Source organism: Streptomyces sp. NPDC002328 (assembly GCF_042890065.1).
In the GTDB taxonomy this organism is placed as follows: domain Bacteria; phylum Actinomycetota; class Actinomycetes; order Streptomycetales; family Streptomycetaceae; genus Streptomyces.
This window is the reverse complement of the sequence record NZ_JBIARQ010000042.1, coordinates 1-16,310: the sequence shown is the minus strand read 5'-3', so window position 1 is coordinate 16,310 and position 16,310 is coordinate 1. Positions and strand designations below refer to the sequence as shown.

General features: G+C 74.4%; 10 protein-coding genes. 7 read left to right on the top strand and 3 right to left on the bottom strand.

What is annotated here, in order from left to right:
* Positions 1–124 precede the first annotated feature (124 nt).
* Positions 125–1,231 (bottom strand): winged helix DNA-binding domain-containing protein, encoded by a 1,107-nt coding sequence (locus tag ACFYX4_RS40835; protein ID WP_389345050.1) that lies wholly within the window; start codon positions 1,229–1,231, stop codon positions 125–127.
* A 149-nt stretch (positions 1,232–1,380) separates the two neighbouring features.
* On the opposite strand from ACFYX4_RS40835, the gene ACFYX4_RS40830 reads away from it, so the two are divergent.
* Genes ACFYX4_RS40830 through ACFYX4_RS40820 form a run of 3 tightly spaced genes read left to right on the top strand, consistent with a single transcriptional unit; the run spans position 1,381 to position 5,163 of the window.
* Positions 1,381–2,733 carry an MFS transporter gene (locus ACFYX4_RS40830; RefSeq protein WP_389345048.1) on the top strand — a complete coding sequence of 451 codons (1,353 nt, stop codon included), beginning with the start codon at positions 1,381–1,383 and terminating at the stop codon, positions 2,731–2,733.
* Entirely contained in the window at positions 2,730–4,223 is a 1,494-nt protein-coding gene (locus tag ACFYX4_RS40825; protein WP_389345046.1) for a hypothetical protein, read from the top strand. Before ACFYX4_RS40830 ends, ACFYX4_RS40825 begins: the two co-directional genes overlap by 4 nt.
* Before the next feature lie 52 nt (positions 4,224–4,275).
* Positions 4,276–5,163 carry a PaaX family transcriptional regulator C-terminal domain-containing protein gene (locus ACFYX4_RS40820; RefSeq protein WP_389345044.1) on the top strand — a complete coding sequence of 296 codons (888 nt, stop codon included), beginning with the start codon at positions 4,276–4,278 and terminating at the stop codon, positions 5,161–5,163.
* A gap of 248 nt (positions 5,164–5,411) precedes the next feature.
* On the opposite strand, the gene ACFYX4_RS40815 is transcribed toward ACFYX4_RS40820, so the two are convergent.
* Together ACFYX4_RS40815 and ACFYX4_RS40810 are read right to left on the bottom strand one after the other, a co-directional pair.
* Entirely contained in the window at positions 5,412–7,124 is a 1,713-nt protein-coding gene (locus ACFYX4_RS40815; protein ID WP_389345042.1) for a hypothetical protein, read from the bottom strand.
* 264 nt (positions 7,125–7,388) lie between these two features.
* The gene (locus ACFYX4_RS40810) at positions 7,389–8,924 is read right to left on the bottom strand and encodes a helix-turn-helix domain-containing protein (RefSeq protein ID WP_389345040.1); all 1,536 of its coding nucleotides are present in this window, start codon (positions 8,922–8,924) and stop codon (positions 7,389–7,391) included.
* Positions 8,925–9,132: 208 nt separating this feature from the next.
* Between ACFYX4_RS40810 and ACFYX4_RS40805 the strand changes: the two genes are divergently transcribed.
* From ACFYX4_RS40805 to ACFYX4_RS40790, 4 genes are read left to right on the top strand one after another with little or no spacing between them, the layout of a single operon-like run.
* Positions 9,133–12,072 carry an AAA family ATPase gene (locus tag ACFYX4_RS40805; RefSeq protein ID WP_389345038.1) on the top strand — a complete coding sequence of 980 codons (2,940 nt, stop codon included), beginning with the start codon at positions 9,133–9,135 and terminating at the stop codon, positions 12,070–12,072.
* Positions 12,069–13,091 carry a hypothetical protein gene (locus tag ACFYX4_RS40800; protein ID WP_389345036.1) on the top strand — a complete coding sequence of 341 codons (1,023 nt, stop codon included), beginning with the start codon at positions 12,069–12,071 and terminating at the stop codon, positions 13,089–13,091. Before ACFYX4_RS40805 ends, ACFYX4_RS40800 begins: the two co-directional genes overlap by 4 nt.
* A gap of 20 nt (positions 13,092–13,111) precedes the next feature.
* On the top strand, positions 13,112–14,752 hold the full coding sequence (locus ACFYX4_RS40795; RefSeq protein WP_389345034.1) for a hypothetical protein: 1,641 nt from the start codon (positions 13,112–13,114) through the stop codon (positions 14,750–14,752).
* Positions 14,749–16,221, top strand: coding sequence for a hypothetical protein (locus ACFYX4_RS40790; RefSeq protein WP_389345032.1), 1,473 nt, complete (start codon positions 14,749–14,751; stop codon positions 16,219–16,221). The genes ACFYX4_RS40795 and ACFYX4_RS40790 overlap by 4 nt, the downstream gene beginning before the upstream one ends.
* The last annotated feature ends 89 nt before the right edge of the window (positions 16,222–16,310 follow it).

Genomic DNA, 16,310 nt, shown 5'->3' with positions numbered 1-16,310 from the left:
CCCACCCCCCCCCCCACCCCCCCCCCCCCCCCGCGCGCCCCGGCGGGGGGGGGGGGCGGGGGGGGGCCCCCGCCCCCCCCCCCCCCCCCCCCCCCCCCCCCCCCCCCCCCCTCTCCATTGTGGTTCATCGCCGTACGACAGTCCCGAAGCGGATGTCGTACGGCGTTCGCGCGTAGAGCGTGCCGAGCATGCGCTCCGCTTCCGCCGTCAGCTCCTCGCGGCCGGCCCTGTCGAGGTCGGTGAACGGCTCGAGGACGAGGGCGTCCGGCTCCAGTCTCCACACGCCGGCCAGGAACCCGTCGACGAGGAACGTGCAGTGGGCCTGGTTGCCCCGCCAGGTGCGGCCCTTTAGCTCGGGCGGGACGACACGGGTGCGGTCGGCGTGCGAGAGCAGCAGGTTGTCGAACTCGGGCAGGAAGCGGGCCGGGGCCGGGGTGTCCGGGTCGGGGCGCGGGGCGTCGGGCAGGTCGAAGAGCTCGACGTCGTGCTCGTCGCGGAAGACGAGGAGTCGCGGGCGGAGGCGTTCGAAGGCCTCGCGCAGCCGGGTGAGGCCGGCCCAGGTCTGCATGTCCTTCACGGAGGCCGGGCCGAAGGCGGCGAGGTAGCGCAGGACGGTGTCGTCGACCGCCGGCGCGGGCTCGGCGGGGCGGCCCAGCCAGTGTTCGGCGGTGGTGAGGGCGACCTGGCCGCCGCGCCCCCACAGTCCGCGCGGGGTGACCTGCACCAGCGGCAGTTTGCAGCGGGCGGCGACCGCGAGGGACTGCGGATCGGCGTCCGGCCAGTGGGCGCCGAGCGCTTCGCGCAGTTGCTTCATGGTGCGCGGCTCGGCCTCGACGAGTTCGCGGGCGAGCGCGGCGAGCCGGTCGAGGTCGACGCCGGCCAGGCCGGTGCGGAAGGCGGCCAGTTCGCGGTCCCGGGCGGGCTGCACCAGTGGGCGCAGGGTGAGGCAGTCGTCGGCGGTGTGGGTGTGGATGGTGGAGCGCAGGGTGACGATGCGGACGACCTGACGGTCCGCCATGAGCGCCGAGAGCCCCTCCGGTGTGAAGCCGTCGAGGCGGGCGGCGAGGGCGTGGTACGGCGGCTTGACGTTCTGCGCCTGGAGTCCGACGAGGTGGGCGACGGCCCGCTCGGGGGTGAGCCGTGAACGGCTCAGCAGGAGCTGCCGGTCGAGGGTCGCGCGGTTCAGCGCGCGCACGCCGAGCACGGGAACGGATCCCGTCGTCTTTGTCATGCCCGGCACGTTAGCGCTCCGGTTTGTCATGCCCGGCACGTCGGCGCTCGGCGGCTGTCGCTCAGGGATCAATGTTGTGCACTTTATTGACTGGGGTCAGATTAGCGCCTACTTTCGCGGTGTCCTTCCCCCGGTCAAGGGAGACCGCGATGCCCTCGTCCCCCGTCGCATCACCGTCCACGACCCCCGAACAGACCCGGCAGCTGCGCCGGGTCGCCCTGTCCGGACTGCTCGGCACGGCCGTGGAGTTCTACGACTTCCTCGTCTACGGCACCGTCGCCGCCCTCGTCTTCGGCGAACTGTTCTTCCCCGGCGCCGATCCCGCCGTCGGCACGGTCGCCGCCTTCGGCACCTTCGCCGCCGGCTATGTCGCCCGCCCGCTCGGCGGCATCCTCTTCGGCCACTACGGCGACCGGCTCGGCCGCAAGTCGATGCTGCTGCTCACCATGGGCCTGATGGGCGGCGCCAGCTTCCTCATCGGGCTGCTCCCCACGTACGACACCATCGGCGTCTGGGCGCCGGTCCTGCTGATCGCGCTGCGCGTGGTCCAGGGCATCGCCATCGGCGGCGAGTGGGGCGGGGCCACCCTGATGGTCGTCGAGCACGCCGGGGAGCGGCGGCGCGGCCTGTGGTCCAGCTTCACGCAGATGGGAGCCCCGCTCGGCTCCCTGCTGTCGACCACCGTCGTCACCCTCGTGGTCACCCTGCCCCGCGAGGAGTTCGCGGCATGGGGCTGGCGCGTGCCGTTCCTGATGAGCGTGGTGCTGCTCGGCGTCGGCCTGTTCGTCCGGCTGAAGGTCGTCGAGAGCCCGCTGTTCGCCGAGGTGAAGAAGGACCGCGCCGAGTCGCGGCTGCCGATCCTCGACGTGCTGCGCCGCCCGCGGCCCCTGCTGCTGGCCTGCTGTGTCGGCATCGGCGCGTTCACCGCGCAGTCGCTCCTGACCAGCTACATGATCGCGTACGCCACCGGCATCGGCTACGCCCGCCCGCAGGTGCTCACCGCGCTCACGGTGTCCGCCTGCGTCGCCCTCGTCGTCCTGCCCTGTGCCTCCGCGCTCTCCGACCGGGTCGGCCGCCGCCCCGTCGTCCTCGCGGGGGCCCTCGCCTCGGCCGCGCTCGCATTCCCCGTGCTGGCGCTGGTCGACTCCAAGTCGCCCGGACTGCTGATCCTCGCCGTCGTCCTCGGTCACGGCGTCGCCCAGTCCACGATGTACGGGCCGCTGGGCGCGCTGCTCACCGAGATGTTCGGCACCCGGGTCCGCTACACCGGCGCCTCCCTCGGCTACCAGGGCGCGACCCTCGTCGGCGCCGGCTTCTCCCCCATGATCGCCGGCAGCCTGGTCGCCGGGAGCGGCGACAGCACGCCCGTCTCCCTGCTGCTCTGCGGCGGCGCCGCGATCACCGCGCTGACCGTGCTGTTCGTCCGCGAGACCCACAAGGACTCCCTCACCGAGTCCGCCGGACGCTCCACCGCCCCCCACACGGAAGAGGTCAGCGCATGACGACGGGCAACACCGACACCGGCACTCGTCAGGGCACGGGCACCGGGGCCCCCGAGGGCGCCCGCAGCCGCCGCAGCGCCGTCCGCCGCTCGGCGCGCCACAGCTCCGTCCGCCGCACCGCCCGGCGCACCGCCTGCGCCGCCGCCCTCCTGCTCGCCGTGACCGCCGCGCCCGCCCCGGGCGCGGCGGCCGCCGCCGGCGCCGAGCACGTCGAGGGCCGGCTGCCCTCGGGGGCCACGTACGTGATGGACATGCCCGCCGCCTGGAACGGCACCGTGCTGCTCTTCAGCCACGGCTACACCCCGGCCGGCGCGCCCAACCCGGCCCAGAACGGTCCCGACGAGGCCACCAAGTCCCTTCTGCTCACGGGTGGTTACGCACTCATCGGCTCCTCGTACGCCACCACCGGCTGGGCGGTGACCGACGCGGTCCCCGACCAGCTCGCCACCCTGACCGCCTTCACCGACCGCTTCGGCGCGGCCCGCCGCACCCTCGCCTGGGGCAGGTCGTACGGCGGTCTGGTCACCACCGCCCTCGCCGAGCGGCACGCGGACCGCATCGACGGCTCGCTGTCCCTGTGCGGCCTCGTCCAGGGCGGGATCGCCAACTGGAACAACACCCTCGACCCGGTGTTCGCGATCAAGACGCTCCTCGCGCCCGGCTCCGGCGTCCCGCTGACCGGGCTGCCCGACCAGGCCGCCGCCACCGCCGCGGCCGACGCCCTGACGGCCGTGGTCGACTCGGCGCAGTCGACGCCCGCCGGGCGGGCCCGGATCGCCCTGGCCGCCGCCCTGCACAACATCCCGGTCTGGAACCAGCCGGCGCAGCCGCGGCCCGCCCCGGCCGACTGGGAGGCGCAGCAGGCCAACCAGTACGAGGCCGTCAAGGGCCTGCTGAAGATCGCCGCCTTCAACCGGCGGCAGGAGGCCGAGGTCCGGGCCGGCGGCAACATGTCCTGGAACACCGGCGTCGACTACGCGCGACTGCTCGGCCTGTCCTCCGTCCGCGAGGAGGTCACCGCGCTGTACGAGAAGGCCGGGCTGTCGTTGAAGTCCGACCTCGCCGCGCTGGACCGCGCCCCGAGGATCCGCGCCGACCGGAACGCCGTCGCCTGGATGAGCCGCACCAGCTCCTTCACCGGGCGGCTGACCAAGCCGCAGCTGTCGGTGCACACCGTCGGCGACGCCCTCGTCCCCGTCCAGACCGAGAGCGCCCTGCGCCGGGCGGTCACCGCCGCCGGAGCGACGCCGCTGCTGCGGCAGGCGTACACCGGCAACGCCGGCCACTGCACCTTCAGCCCCGCCGAGCAACTCGCCGCCCTGCACGCCCTGGAGGACCGCCTCACCACCGGCGTCTGGCGCGGCACCGACCCGGAGGCACTCAACTCCCGTGCCGCGTCGGCCGATCCGACGACCCCGGCCCGCTATGTCACCTACCGCCCCAGCCCGTACCCGCGGCCGTACGACCTTGCCCACCCCGACCGCCGCTGACCGCGCCCGGCCGCCCGCCGCGCCGTCGGCGGGCGGCCGTACCCTTGCCCCCGTGGAGGACGACGACATCCTGGACACGATGGACACGATGGACACGATGGACACGATGGACACGACGGACGCCCTGGACGCGCCCGCGCCGCGCCCCCAGTCGCTCATGCTCGCCTTCTTCGGCAACCATGTGCTGGACGAGGGGGAGCTGTGCGTCTACTCGGGCAGCATCATCGACGTCCTCGGCCGGGTCGGAGTCGGTGAGCAGGCCGTGCGCTCCACGCTGACCCGCATGGTCAACCGGGGGCTGCTGCGCCGCCAGCGCGAGGGCCGCAGGATGTACTTCGGGCTGACCCCGCAGGCGACGCGTGTCCTGGAGGACGGCCGGATCCGCATCTGGAAGCAGGGCGCGGTCAACGACGACTGGGACGGCTCCTGGACCCTGCTCGGCTTCTCCCTCCCCGACTCCTGGAAGCGCCAGCGGCACGACCTGCGCTCGCGGCTCGCCTGGTCGGGGTTCGGCGCGCTGTACAGCGGGCTGTGGATCGCCCCGGGCAACGTCGACGTGTCCGCCGTCGTCTCGGAGCTGGGGCTGACCGACCACGTGAAGATCTTCCACGCCCAGGCGGACGGGGCCACCGACATCGAGCTGATGATCCGCGACACCTGGGACCTGGAGAGCATCGCCGCCCGGTACGTCGCCTTCGACAAGCGCTGGACCGCCCACCTGGGCGCGGGGTCCGGGGACGACCCGATCGGGACCCGGCTGCGGCTGGTCAGCGAATGGCTCTGGACGATCCGCACGGACCCCCGGCTCCCGGCCCGGCACCTCCCCCGCGCCTGGCCGGCCCGCCCGGCCCGGGAGACCTTCCGCCTCGTCGCCGACCAGACCGAGGCCCCGGCCCGACGAATGGCCCACGACCTGCTGGAAACGGCCCCGCTGCGATAGACGCCGTCGGCTGCACGGCTCGGCGGATCTAGGGGTCTGCGGGGCTCCGGGGCCTGCGGGGCTACGGAGCTCCGGGTCTGCGTGGCTACGAGGCCTGCGGGTCTACGGGCCTGCGGGTCTACGGGTTTACGGGTCTACGGGTTTACGGGGCCGCGGCTCTACGGAGCTCCGGGATCTGCGGGGCGCCGGGGCCTGCGGGCCTCCGGGGCTCCGGGGCCTGTGGGGCTCCGGGTCTACGGTCTGCGGGGCTACGGCCCCTCCGGTGGCGTCCGGCTTGCGTACGGTGGGAGGCACGCCCACCAGCGGGCCCGGGACCGCAGGGGTGCGGGCAGGCGGCGGTCGTCGGCGAGGAGTCGTACCCGGGTGCGGTCGCCGCTGATGCCGAGGGCGTAGACGAGGTCGCGCAGGACGCGCGCGCCGAGTTCGTGGCCCGCCCGCGCCGACGCGCTGTGCAGCCGGAACGCGCGGTCCCAGAAGTCGTCGCCGCTGCTGCCTCCCATGTGCGCGAGGGCCCGTGCGGCGGCGTCCGCGACCGGCGCGGGCACCCCGCCGCGCAGGACGACGCGTTCGGCCCGGCGGCGTTCGGCGGGCCCGCCGAGGATGCTCAGGGCCTGGAACAGCCGGGTGACGGCGTCGGTGTCGCGGCACAGGCCCAGCCGGTCGATCTCGCGGCCGACGGCTGTGGCGAGCGGCGCCCGGTACGGGGTGGCGCTGAGCAGCAGCAGCGCGTGCAGCCGGACGTCGGAGACCGGGTCGGCCAGCGCCTCGTCCAGCAGGACCGGCAGGACGCGGTCGTCGAAGCGGCCCGTCGCGGAGGGCAGCAGCGACACCGCGGAGTCGGCGATGCGCACGGCCGACGGCGTGACCCCCGGTCCGGCGTGGGCGGTCACGGCGCGCGAGGCGGCGATCGCGTGCGTGCCGTCCGCGGGACCCCGCAGGGACGGCGGCAGTCCGCCCGCGGCACGGGAACGGGCGAGCGCGAGGACGGACCCGCCGAGGGCGCGCAGATCACGGTGGCGCGCGCCGGGCCCGTGGCCGGGGTCGTGGAACAACTCGGCGGCGTGCGCGGCGACCCGGCCGATCTGGTCCGGGGCGAAGTGGCCGTGCCGGAGCTTGCGGACGCAGGCGAGCAGCGCGCCGTAGTGCGCGTCGTCGTTGGTGGGGGCGGCGAGTTGGGCCAGCACGTGGCGGGCGGCGTCGGGGTGCGGGCTGCCGTCGAGCAGGCACACCGTCTCGATGTACGCCAGTTGGGCGGGGTCGGCGGCCCAGTCGCCGACGGCCCCGACGGCGGCCCGCGCGCCGGAGGGGTGTTCCAGCAGCCGGTTGAACGCCTCGAAGCGCTGCCGCCACTCCGGACCGTCGGAGACCACCGTCTCCACCAGCAGCCGGTGCGCGACGGCGGACCAGTCGGCCGAGCGGAGCCGCATGCCGGGGCGGGCCGCGAGGAAGACGGTCAGATCGTCCCAGTCGGCCCCGGTCACGGCGTCGCCGCTGGTCGCCGCGTCGAGCACGGCGTCGGCCCGCCCGTCGAGGGCGGCCTCGTGGTGCGCCGGGCGGGCCAGTCGGAGGCGGGGAGCCTGCGCGGGGGCGGGTGCGCCGGGGACGCCGGGGACACCAGGGACGCCAGGCAGGAGGTAGCGGTTGAAGGTGTCGACGGCGCTGGTCAGGAAGTGGGGCGGGAGCGCGAGCAGTTCCTCGTAGCGGCGGACCGCGAGGTAGGGGACGCCGACGCGCGCGGTCTCCCAGCGGGAGATCTTGCCCGGGTCGGCCTCGTGGGGCCAGGAGCCGCCGGGGAAGGCCGCGGCGAAGGCGTAGGCCCGGTCGGCCCACTCGCGGTTCGCGCCGTGCAGGCGGTTCACGCGTAACAGCCACGCCGTGCGCCGCCGCGCCGTGAGCCCGCCGCCGGGGCCTCCGGCGGGGTGCGTGACGCAGTGGTACGGCCGTCCCCGGTCAGCGCTCATCAGAGGATGCCCCCATGTGCCGCATTTATTGCACTCCCCTTATTCCTGTGCAATCTACCCACCGGGTGTCCGGCATGCCCCCTAAAGTCGCCATCGATCGACCGATCAGCCATCGACACGGGAGGTTCCCGCCATGATCCGTCCCCGCCTTCACGACCCGCGTGCCACGGCCGGCCGAATCGGCCCCGAGGACGCCGACGACGCGCTGTTACCGCATTCTTGACGTTCCATCAGTTGACGAGCTCCGGGACAGACCGGCGGGCGTCACCAGGGCCGCAGCGTGCGGACGGCCGGGTCGCCGCGCAGCCGGTCCGCGCGGTCCGCCAGATGGGAGGGGCGCAACTCCCCGAAGAGGGACGGCCGTCCGCGGTTGGCCGTCTCGTCCAGCCACTCCAACGTCCGCCACGCGCAACGAAACTGATGATCCACCAGATGTGCGGGGAGCCGTGGGTCCGCCGCGCGCAGGGGTCGCGGCGGATCCGGCAGCGTCAGCAGGAGGTCGCCGCCCGCGGGCAGCCCCCGGCCCCCGCGTCGGGCCGCGAGGACGTCCTCGACGCGCTCCAGGGCGCGGTCGATGCCGGCCCGCCACACGCCCCCCGGCGTCCCTCGGACCGAGGTGAGGTCCCGGCGCGCGGCCCACCAGTCCAGGTGGCGCGGCGAGGGACGGACGTACACCACCCGCGCGCCGGTCTCCCGCAGCAGATCCGCCATGACGTGCCCGTAGTGACCCTCCTCGGCGAACACGTACGGCTTGACCAGGGCGATCGCGGGCCAGCTCTCCTGGAGCCGCACCCGCTCGGCGATATGACGGGCCGTCACCGCCCAGCCGCGCAGCCGGCCCGACCGGCGGTCGAGGGGATCGCCCTGCACGACCCGGCCGCCGTCCACCTCGGTGGCCGAGCTGACCGGCACGTACTCCCAGCCGAGCGCCCCGGCGACCAGCGCCGCGGTGAGCGCCGCCGACCAGACCGCGCCGACCACCACCAGGGGCCGCTGGTCGGCTCCCCGCCACGGGTAGGCGGCCTGCCGGTGCAGGTCGACCAGGCAGTTCTGCACGAGGAGATGGCCCGGCCACTCGGCGGCGGCCGGCGACCACAGCGAGGTGCCGGGCTCGCCCTGCCAGCTGAACTCGCCCGCCGCCCGCAGGGATTCGGAGACGACGATTCCCAACTCGGCGCGCACTCGCGCGTGTTCCCCGTCCCCGTCCTCCGTCGCGGTGCCGTCGGGGAGCCGGGCGGCCGACGGGCCCGCGCGCAGGGCGCGTTCGGCCAGTTCCCGCCAGGGCAGCGCCTCGGCCCCCGCGGCGAGCCGGAACTCGCTCACCAGCGCGGTGGACACCGGGTAGTCCCGCCCGGAGACGAGGTGCGAGAGCCCGACCCGGAAGCGCGTCGCCGCCCGGCGGTCACCGCACAGCGCCGCCGCAGCCCGCAACGGGGCCGGCAGCCTGGCCTGCGCGAAACCGCGGACGTACGCCTCGATGCCGCTGATCGCGGAGAGCGCCGCCACCAGTTCGGGCGGCGGCTCGTACGAGCCGGGGGACGGCGCCTCGCCGCGCGGCAGCCAGCCGATGTCGGCGAACACCCGCGCCGGGCTCACCCCGGCGAGCTCCGCGAGCGCCCGTACGAAGCGGGGCGGCGGCATGCGCTCGCCCAGCATGTACTTCCGTACCGTCTCCGCCTTGTACCCGAGGGCGTTCGCCAGCGCGCTGTCGCCGCCGGCCCGGCCCTGCGCCACCGATGCGGCCCGGCAGCCCTCCAACGCCGTTCTGACGCGCTCCCGTTCTTCCCGGCTGTAGGTCAATCCGCCCCCTCCGGCCCGCGCGGGGCCGCTCACGCCCCGTACGGAAATGGTGACACGAACGTACGGATCGGGTGCCCGGAACGTCCTGTCTCTGCGCGAATCTGACCCCGGGACATCCGTCCCCGCCGGTGCCGGGCCGATCGGGTCCCGCGTCTGGGGACGGAGGAGGGAGTGGAAGATGACGCCGCACGAGCCCTCGGGGGGAGACATGCCGAACAGGTCGACGCTGCCGGGCGATGTCCCGACCGTGACCAACTGGCCCCCGTTCCACCCGGGGGAAACCCTGCGCGGGTACCGCCGACTGGCCCGCTACGTGAGCGTCCCGGCGCTGCGGGGCCTCGACCTCGTGGAGCACGAGGCCCACAAGTGGCGCGGCGACCCGAGGGAGTTGCTCAGCCGTCTCTACCTCCGCCTGCGGAGCAAGCGGATCCCCTACAACCGGGCCTGGGTCTCGGGGGCCCACCAGCGCATCCGTGACCCGCACCTGATCGACCGCAGCTCGGGGACGTGCCTCGACCTGGTCCTCATGTTCGCCGCGATGTGCGAGGCGGCGGGACTGCGGCCGTACGTGACCGTGCTGGACCACCACGCCGTCGTGCTGGTGCACACCGACCCCGAGGCCACGGCGCTCAGGCTGTCCGAGCCCCCGGTGACGCCCCGGCACGAGCACGACGGGGGCGTCTTCCTCGCCTACGGCGAGGGGCTGCGGCTCAGGGGCGGCACGGCGATCGACGTGGTCGGCGCCTGCCGGGGCGAGGACAGGACGTTCGCCGAGGCGTGCGCGAGCGGGGCGCGCCGGCTGGAGTCGGGGCACGACGACGTCCGCATGGTCGACGTGGTGGGCCTGCACGCGGAGGGCGCCGAGGACGTGCGTGAACTCCCCCTGGTGCGCGACGAGTCGAGGCCGGCGATCTACCGACGGCTGCCGGCCAGGCCGCAGTTCGTCGACTTCCCCGGGCGGGACAAGTTCATGGCGGAGCTGCGGGACCTCGCGGCGCGGGGCGGCACGGTGGTGCTGCACGGGCCGCAGGGGGTCGGCAAGAGCATGGCGGCGCACCAGCTCGCGGCCCGCGCGGACGAGGGGTGCGGGTGGTTCCTCGACGCCTTCGACCAGCGGACGCTGACCGCGTCGCTGGGCGATGCGGAGATCGAGGAGCGGGGGCGCCCCGGCGGGGACGCGCGGGACGACTCCGACCGCACCGTGTTCGCGGAGCTGGCCATGAAGCGGCTCGCCGACTCCGAGGTCCCCTGGGTGGTCGTCCTGGACAACGTCGACGTCGACCCCACCGAGCTGCGCCTCCCCCGGCCCAGCCGGCAGGGGCAGCTCGTGGTCGTCACCACGACCAACGCCAAGTGGGCCGACCCGGAGACGAATCCCACGCTGCGGAACACCGACGCCGAGCAACTCGCCGTGCCCGAGCTGGGCGTCGACGACCTCCCGCGCGTCCTGGACGTCGAGGACGCGCCCACGGACCTTCTCGCCGGCCGCCCCCTGCTGCTCGAGGCCAGCGCCCGCCTGCTCCGGTCCACCGGCCAGGCATGGTGGCGGAACAGCGCCGTCCAGCCCACCGCCCCCGAGGAGGTGCCGGCGGCCATCTGGTCCACGGTGGTGCGTGAGGCCGAGGCAGGGGCCCCGGGCGGTCCGCTGCACGACCCCGTCCGCGTCGAACGCCGGCTGGCCACGGCGATGGCTTGGCTGCCGCCCTCCGGCCTCTCCCCCGAACTGCTCGCGCTGGCGGTACGGGACGAGGGGAACGGGGCCGGGGAACAGCCGGAGGCCGGGGCCGGGCAACAGCCGGAGGTGCGCGCCGGTCTGGAGCGGCTGCGCGCGCTGGGAGTGATCGACTTCACCGGCGGCCTGGCGACCATGCACCGGCTCTTCCAGCACGCCGTCCGCGAGCACGGACTGCGCCAGAGCCCGACGGACACCGCCGCGCTGGTCGGCGGCGTCTACCGGAACTTCTTCACCGCGACCGGCGCCAGGCAGCCCGCCGGCACCGGACGGACCGGTCTGGCGACGCCCTTCGACCTGGTCCTCGATCCCCGCGAAGTCGGTTCGATCGCCGACCTGTTGACGCATCAGCCGTCGGACCCGGACGCCTTCCGAAGCCTGCACGCGCTAGGTGTGCTCGTCGAACGCCAGGACCCGGCGGCGGCCACCGAGTGCTTCGAGAAGGCGCTCGAACGCGTCGCGAACCACGGGGCGGGCGCTGACGCGGAGTCGCGGATCATGCGCTCCGACTGTCTGCGCGGCAAGGCACGGGTCGTGCACCGCACCCCGGGCCGGTCGCCGTGGGGCACCGTCGACGACGCCATCGGCTGGGCGGTCGAGGCGCGCGAGCTGTGCGCCGTCCCGAACGCCGGCCGCGACGAGCAACTGGCCGCCTCCCGCGCCGAGGCCATGCACGGACTGCTGATCCGCAGGAAGGCGAACAAGGACGGCCTCACCGCGGGACAGCGGCTGGCCCTGCTGCGCGAGGCCGAGGTCCTCCTGCGCCACAGTGCGGCCGAGCGGGAGCTGCTCACCGGCCACGACTCGCCCGACGCGGACCGCAGTCGCTTCAACCTCGCCGGTCTGGAGGTCTCCCTGGCCCAGGTCGACCCCGACCTCCCGCCCCACCGTCACCTCGACGCGGCGGACGAGCACTATCAGGCGGTGCTGGCCCTGCGGGAGCGCCGCTACGGCACGCGTCACCTGGAAGAGGTGATCACCTGCGTCAACGGCCTGGCCCTGGTGAACTTCTACCGCGCCGTCCTCCAGGACGCCGGACCCGCCCAGCGCGTCACCTTCCTGACCCACGCCCTGCGTCATGCCCACGAGGCGTTGGAGGTCCGCCAGAGCCTCGCGATCCTCATCGAGGCCAACGTGACCAAAAGCCTCGACATCCTCGCCAAGACCGCCCTCGCCCGCCTCGACGCCCGTCAGCCGGTCGCGAACGCGGAGAAACCGGCCGGCGCCGCCTCCGAGATGCTGTACGCGACCTACCGACGCGAGTCCGCCGACGGCCTGTTCACCGTCCGGCCCACGCACGAACCCACCGGCCCCACCGACGCCCCTGACCCCGCCGACGCCCCCGGCCTGCCCGGCATCCCCGCTCAACAGGCCTCCCAGAAACAGGAACAGGAACAGGAAAAGGAACCCTCATGACCTCGCACTTCCCCCGGCCGATCCTCCCCGGCAGCGGCAAGGACCTGATCGCCGACATCGACGCCTGGCTGGCCTCCGACGCCATGCGCGCCCTGGTCACCGCCTTCCACGGCGACCCGGACGCCCTGGCCGGCACGCCGGGAACCCTGCTGGCGCGCATCGACGCGCTCTTCGAGTTCACCGGCAGCGTCAACACCCGGCTGGAGGACGCCGAGCGCAACGCGGCCGACGAGCTGCCGATGACCCCCGACCAGGCCGACACCACCCTCGCCGCCGTCACGGCGCTCGGTCTGCGCGACGAACTCCCGCCCCGGCACCGGGAGTACGACCATGTGCTGATGCTGGGCGGACTCGTCCGTGCCTGCTTCAACCGCCCCGCCTACGCCGCCCGGCTCCTCGACGACGGCACGGTGAGCGCCGGCGCCGTCACCGCCCTCGGCGGACACCGGCCGTTCGGCAAGAAGGCATCCGACCCGAACGAGCTGGAGTCCGCCATCTCCGAGCGGCTCGGCCACCCCGAACTCACCGAGGAGTACCAGGCCCTCGACCTCGGCACCCGGCTGGCGTTCGGGCTCGGCGACCCGGAGCGGGAAGAGGGCGAGGAGTCCCCCGACCCGGCGAAGCTGCCCGGCCTGACCTGGGGCGTGAAGCACTACCGCACGGGCGCCGGGCTGTCCGTGCGGGTGGCCGCCGCGCCGTCCACCGTCCCGGAGCGGCGCGCCCACACCGGCGAGACCTACGCCTTCTTCGCCGAGCGGCTGGCCTCGCTGAAGCCGGGGGCGCGGCTGCTGCTCGTCACCACGCCCATCTACACGCCCATGCAGCACTTCACGGCCATCCGGATGCTCGCGCTGCCGTACGACGTCGAGGTGGAGACCATCGGCGGTGACGTGCCGGACCGGGCGCCCGCGCTTCGTCAGCCGTTCACCCCGACGAAGTACCTCAACGAGGTGCGCACCACCGTACGGGCCCTGCGGGCCCTCACGGAGGACGCGCTCGCACGCGACGAGCTCGGCTAGAGGGAGAGGACGGGGAGGTCATGCCGGAAGCACTGACCGAGGCGATCACGCGGGGCTGGCTGCGGCTGGTGGCGGAGGCGCGGCGGGCGATCCATCCCAACAGCGCGCTGACGCAGCGGGGCGTGGTCAACTCCCGCCTGTTACGCGCCTATTTGACGCCACGGGTGCGGGGCAAGCACCCGGAGCTGGGGCCGGTCCTGCGCGCGAAGTCGCCCGAGCGGCGGGAGTTGGACCAGGTGGCCGAGGCCGTGGCCGGGCTGCTGCCCGAGGTGCTGGCGGACGGCCCGGTCGCGACCGGCCTGCGCGAGGCGTTCGCCCGGGCCGGCATCCCGGTGGCGGAACACGAGGACAAGCTGTACGGGTGGGTCGTCCGGTGGGACGGGGGGCGTCCGCCGTCCGCGGAGGAGTGCGACCAGGTGATTCTGGAGCACTTCGGCCGGGATCCCGACGCCCCGCCGCCCAACTACTCCCTGCTGAAGGCGCTGTTGGCCGACGAGCGGGCCGTCCAGGAGCTCAGTGACATGCTCGACCGTCACTGGAACTCCCGGGCCGCCGAGCCCCGGTGTGCTCCCGACCGGGCGGAGCAGCAGGCACTGGAGGATCTGCTGGACTCCGACGTCACCAGTGACATGGAGAAGCTCTGGGGAGCGTACGTCGACCAGGCGCCCTGGGAGCGGCTGCTCGGCGACGCTGCCGCAGCCGGTCTGTCGGCGTCGTCCGTCCCGCCGAAGCCGACCGTGAACGGACGCCGCACGGGTCAGAAGACCCCCTTTCCGCTCCCCTTGGACAGGTCGCTGCGGCAGCGGCTCAGCTCCGCGGTGTTCGAGAAGCCGGAGAAGGCGAGTGCGGCGTTCCGCGACAGCACCACGCGCGACGTCGCACGCCAGGAAGCGGAACGGATGTGCCGACCGCTGGGGCTGGTCTCCGGCGAGTTGCGGGCGGCGTTCGTGCTGGGCGTTCAACTCGCCTACGCGGTCAACAGGTCCATGTTCGAGGAACGGCGCTCGCCCGGCGGGCGGAAGCCCGTCCAGCGGCTGCACCGCCGTACGGAGAAGCTGATCGCCCAGGTCTTCCGGGACGACTTCTTCGCGTACAGCGAGCGCCGCTCGGGCGGTCTCTCCTCGTTCTCGCGCAGGCGACTGGACGATCCGCAGTTCCATGTGGTCCCCCGTCTGTGGCCCCGGCTGCACACACGCGACGTACGGGGGGAGTCGTCCTCCCCGGAGGGCTGGTTCCCCCTCCTCTACAGCGCGATCCGGTCCTTCATCCGCGAGTCCGGCGAGCAGGCGGCTTCCGCGGACGATCCTCGGGTCGTGCCCCTCGGAGGGCGCGATGTGTCCGCCCCCGAGGCCGATCTGTCGGCACCCGATTCCGCTCCGGTCTCCTTCATGGACATCGGCGTCGTGGTGGCATCCGTCTTCAACCACCACATCGCCCAGAACGAATACGCGGGGCACAGCGACGCCTTCCAACTGACTCGCTGGTTCCTCACCGCCTCCGACCAGGAGGCCGTCCACACGTGGTGGTCGGAGGCCCTGAACGCCTACGCGGCGTCCCTGCCGGACGGCGAGGCGCTTCCCGTCCGCCCCACCGCGGCCGAGGCTCAGGAGATCATTCAGCGCCTTCACGCCGAAGGCGACGACTCAGGAGAAGGCCGATGACTCTGCCCGTACGCATCGACACGGTCGGCACCGTCCGGCTGGGCCCCCGGCCGACCGCGCGGCCGTTCTACTCGCCGCTGGCGCTGGACGGCGGGACGCTGTGCGTCGACCCGTTCGCCCCGGACGCGCCCCCCTTCGCCGAGGTGGACGACCTCGGCGAGGCGGCCGACTGGGTGGAGGGCGTCTACGGCCCCGCCGCCCTGGACGCGGCGCACACGGCGCTCGCCGAGGCGCGTGACGGGTCGGTGTCCCGGCGGGACGCGGTGGACGCCACGGTCCGCGCGGCCGTCGTCGCGTGGGCGCCGGGGCCGCGGCACGAGTCCGTGACCCGGCTGGCGACGGCCCGCTGGCTGGGCAACTGGTCGCCGGAGCGCCTCGATCCGGCGCTCCTGGACCTGGAGGTCGGGGGCCTGCTGTGGGACCTGGACGGCATCGTGCCGGACGCGCTGCCGCAGGCGAGGGCGTGTCTGCGCGGACGCGCCGGCCGTCTCCTGGAGCTGGCCGAGCGGCTGCGGCGCTGGGCGCCCGAGCAGGTGTCGGACGGGCTGGTGGCGGAGGCCGTCATGGACTCGGTGCTGGCCGCCGCGTGTCTGCTCGACGGCGATCCGCGCCACGCCCGGCTGCTGGAGCTCGCCCGGGAGGAGGCGGACCTCAGGGAGTCGGGGCTGCGCCTGGCCTCCTCCGAGCAGCGGGTGCTGGTTCCGTTCCTGACGGAGTCCGCCGGGCGCGGCGGCGAGCGGCTGGGCAGCGTCGACTGGGAGCAGGTGCCCGCGAACGTCCTGGACGCGGCGGAGAACACGGTGCGCTGGTCCACCGCGCCGGGCCGGGACGGCGGTCGGGTGCTCCAGGTGGAGGTGGCGGCCGCGTCGCGCGCCGTCCGCGCGGACGGGCTGGGGTTCCGCGCGTACCACCCGGACCTGCCGCTGCCGGTCGCGCTGGGCCGGCTGACCGGTCCGTCGGGGCCGGGCGGGACGACGCTGCACGGTGAGGCCGTGCTGAGCGAGGCGGCGGGCGCCCTGGATCCGGCGGAGATCGTGGTCGACGTGTTCGACGCGTCGATGGTGTCCCGCCCCCGTCTGGGCCGGGCCGCCGTGCGCGCCGCGCGCGAGCGGCGGGCGGTGCGTCGGCTGACCGCGCTGCGCCGGCACTGGGCCACCCGCGACGGGGGCGCCCTGCGGGAGTGGGCGCAGGCCGCCGCGCGGACCGCGCAGAGCCTCGACGAGGACGCCGCCGTCTCCGGTCCCGACCCGCTGGGGGCCCGGCTGTGGACGCTGGTCCTGGCGGCCGACGACACCGCGGTCTCCCTGGGCGCGCCGGCCGCGCGGCTGCCGGAGCGCGCCGCGGTGGTGCGGGACGCGGCGCGCTCCGGGGACGGCCCGTATGTGCCGAGGCTGCGGGACGCCGCCTGGCGCCCCACGGTGGCCGAATGGCTGACCGTCCGGCCGGACTTCGGTCTGACGAGGGCCTAGTAGGGCTTGGTCAGGTTCGTAGTGGTGTGGGTATGTCGCGATGGCAGGTGGGGCAGGCGCCGGTCCAGACGGCGAGGAGTGTCTGTAGT

Excerpts from the sequence above, each read along its gene's own strand:
- ACFYX4_RS40835 (WP_389345050.1), bottom strand. The coding sequence starts at position 1,231 with ATGACAAAGACGACGGGATCCGTTCCCGTGCTCGGCGTGCGCGCGCTG.
- ACFYX4_RS40830 (WP_389345048.1), top strand. The coding sequence starts at position 1,381 with ATGCCCTCGTCCCCCGTCGCATCACCGTCCACGACCCCCGAACAGACC.
- ACFYX4_RS40825 (WP_389345046.1), top strand. The coding sequence starts at position 2,730 with ATGACGACGGGCAACACCGACACCGGCACTCGTCAGGGCACGGGCACC.
- ACFYX4_RS40815 (WP_389345042.1), bottom strand. The coding sequence starts at position 7,124 with ATGAGCGCTGACCGGGGACGGCCGTACCACTGCGTCACGCACCCCGCC.
- ACFYX4_RS40805 (WP_389345038.1), top strand. The coding sequence starts at position 9,133 with ATGCCGAACAGGTCGACGCTGCCGGGCGATGTCCCGACCGTGACCAAC.
- ACFYX4_RS40800 (WP_389345036.1), top strand. The coding sequence starts at position 12,069 with ATGACCTCGCACTTCCCCCGGCCGATCCTCCCCGGCAGCGGCAAGGAC.
- ACFYX4_RS40795 (WP_389345034.1), top strand. The coding sequence starts at position 13,112 with ATGCCGGAAGCACTGACCGAGGCGATCACGCGGGGCTGGCTGCGGCTG.
- ACFYX4_RS40790 (WP_389345032.1), top strand. The coding sequence starts at position 14,749 with ATGACTCTGCCCGTACGCATCGACACGGTCGGCACCGTCCGGCTGGGC.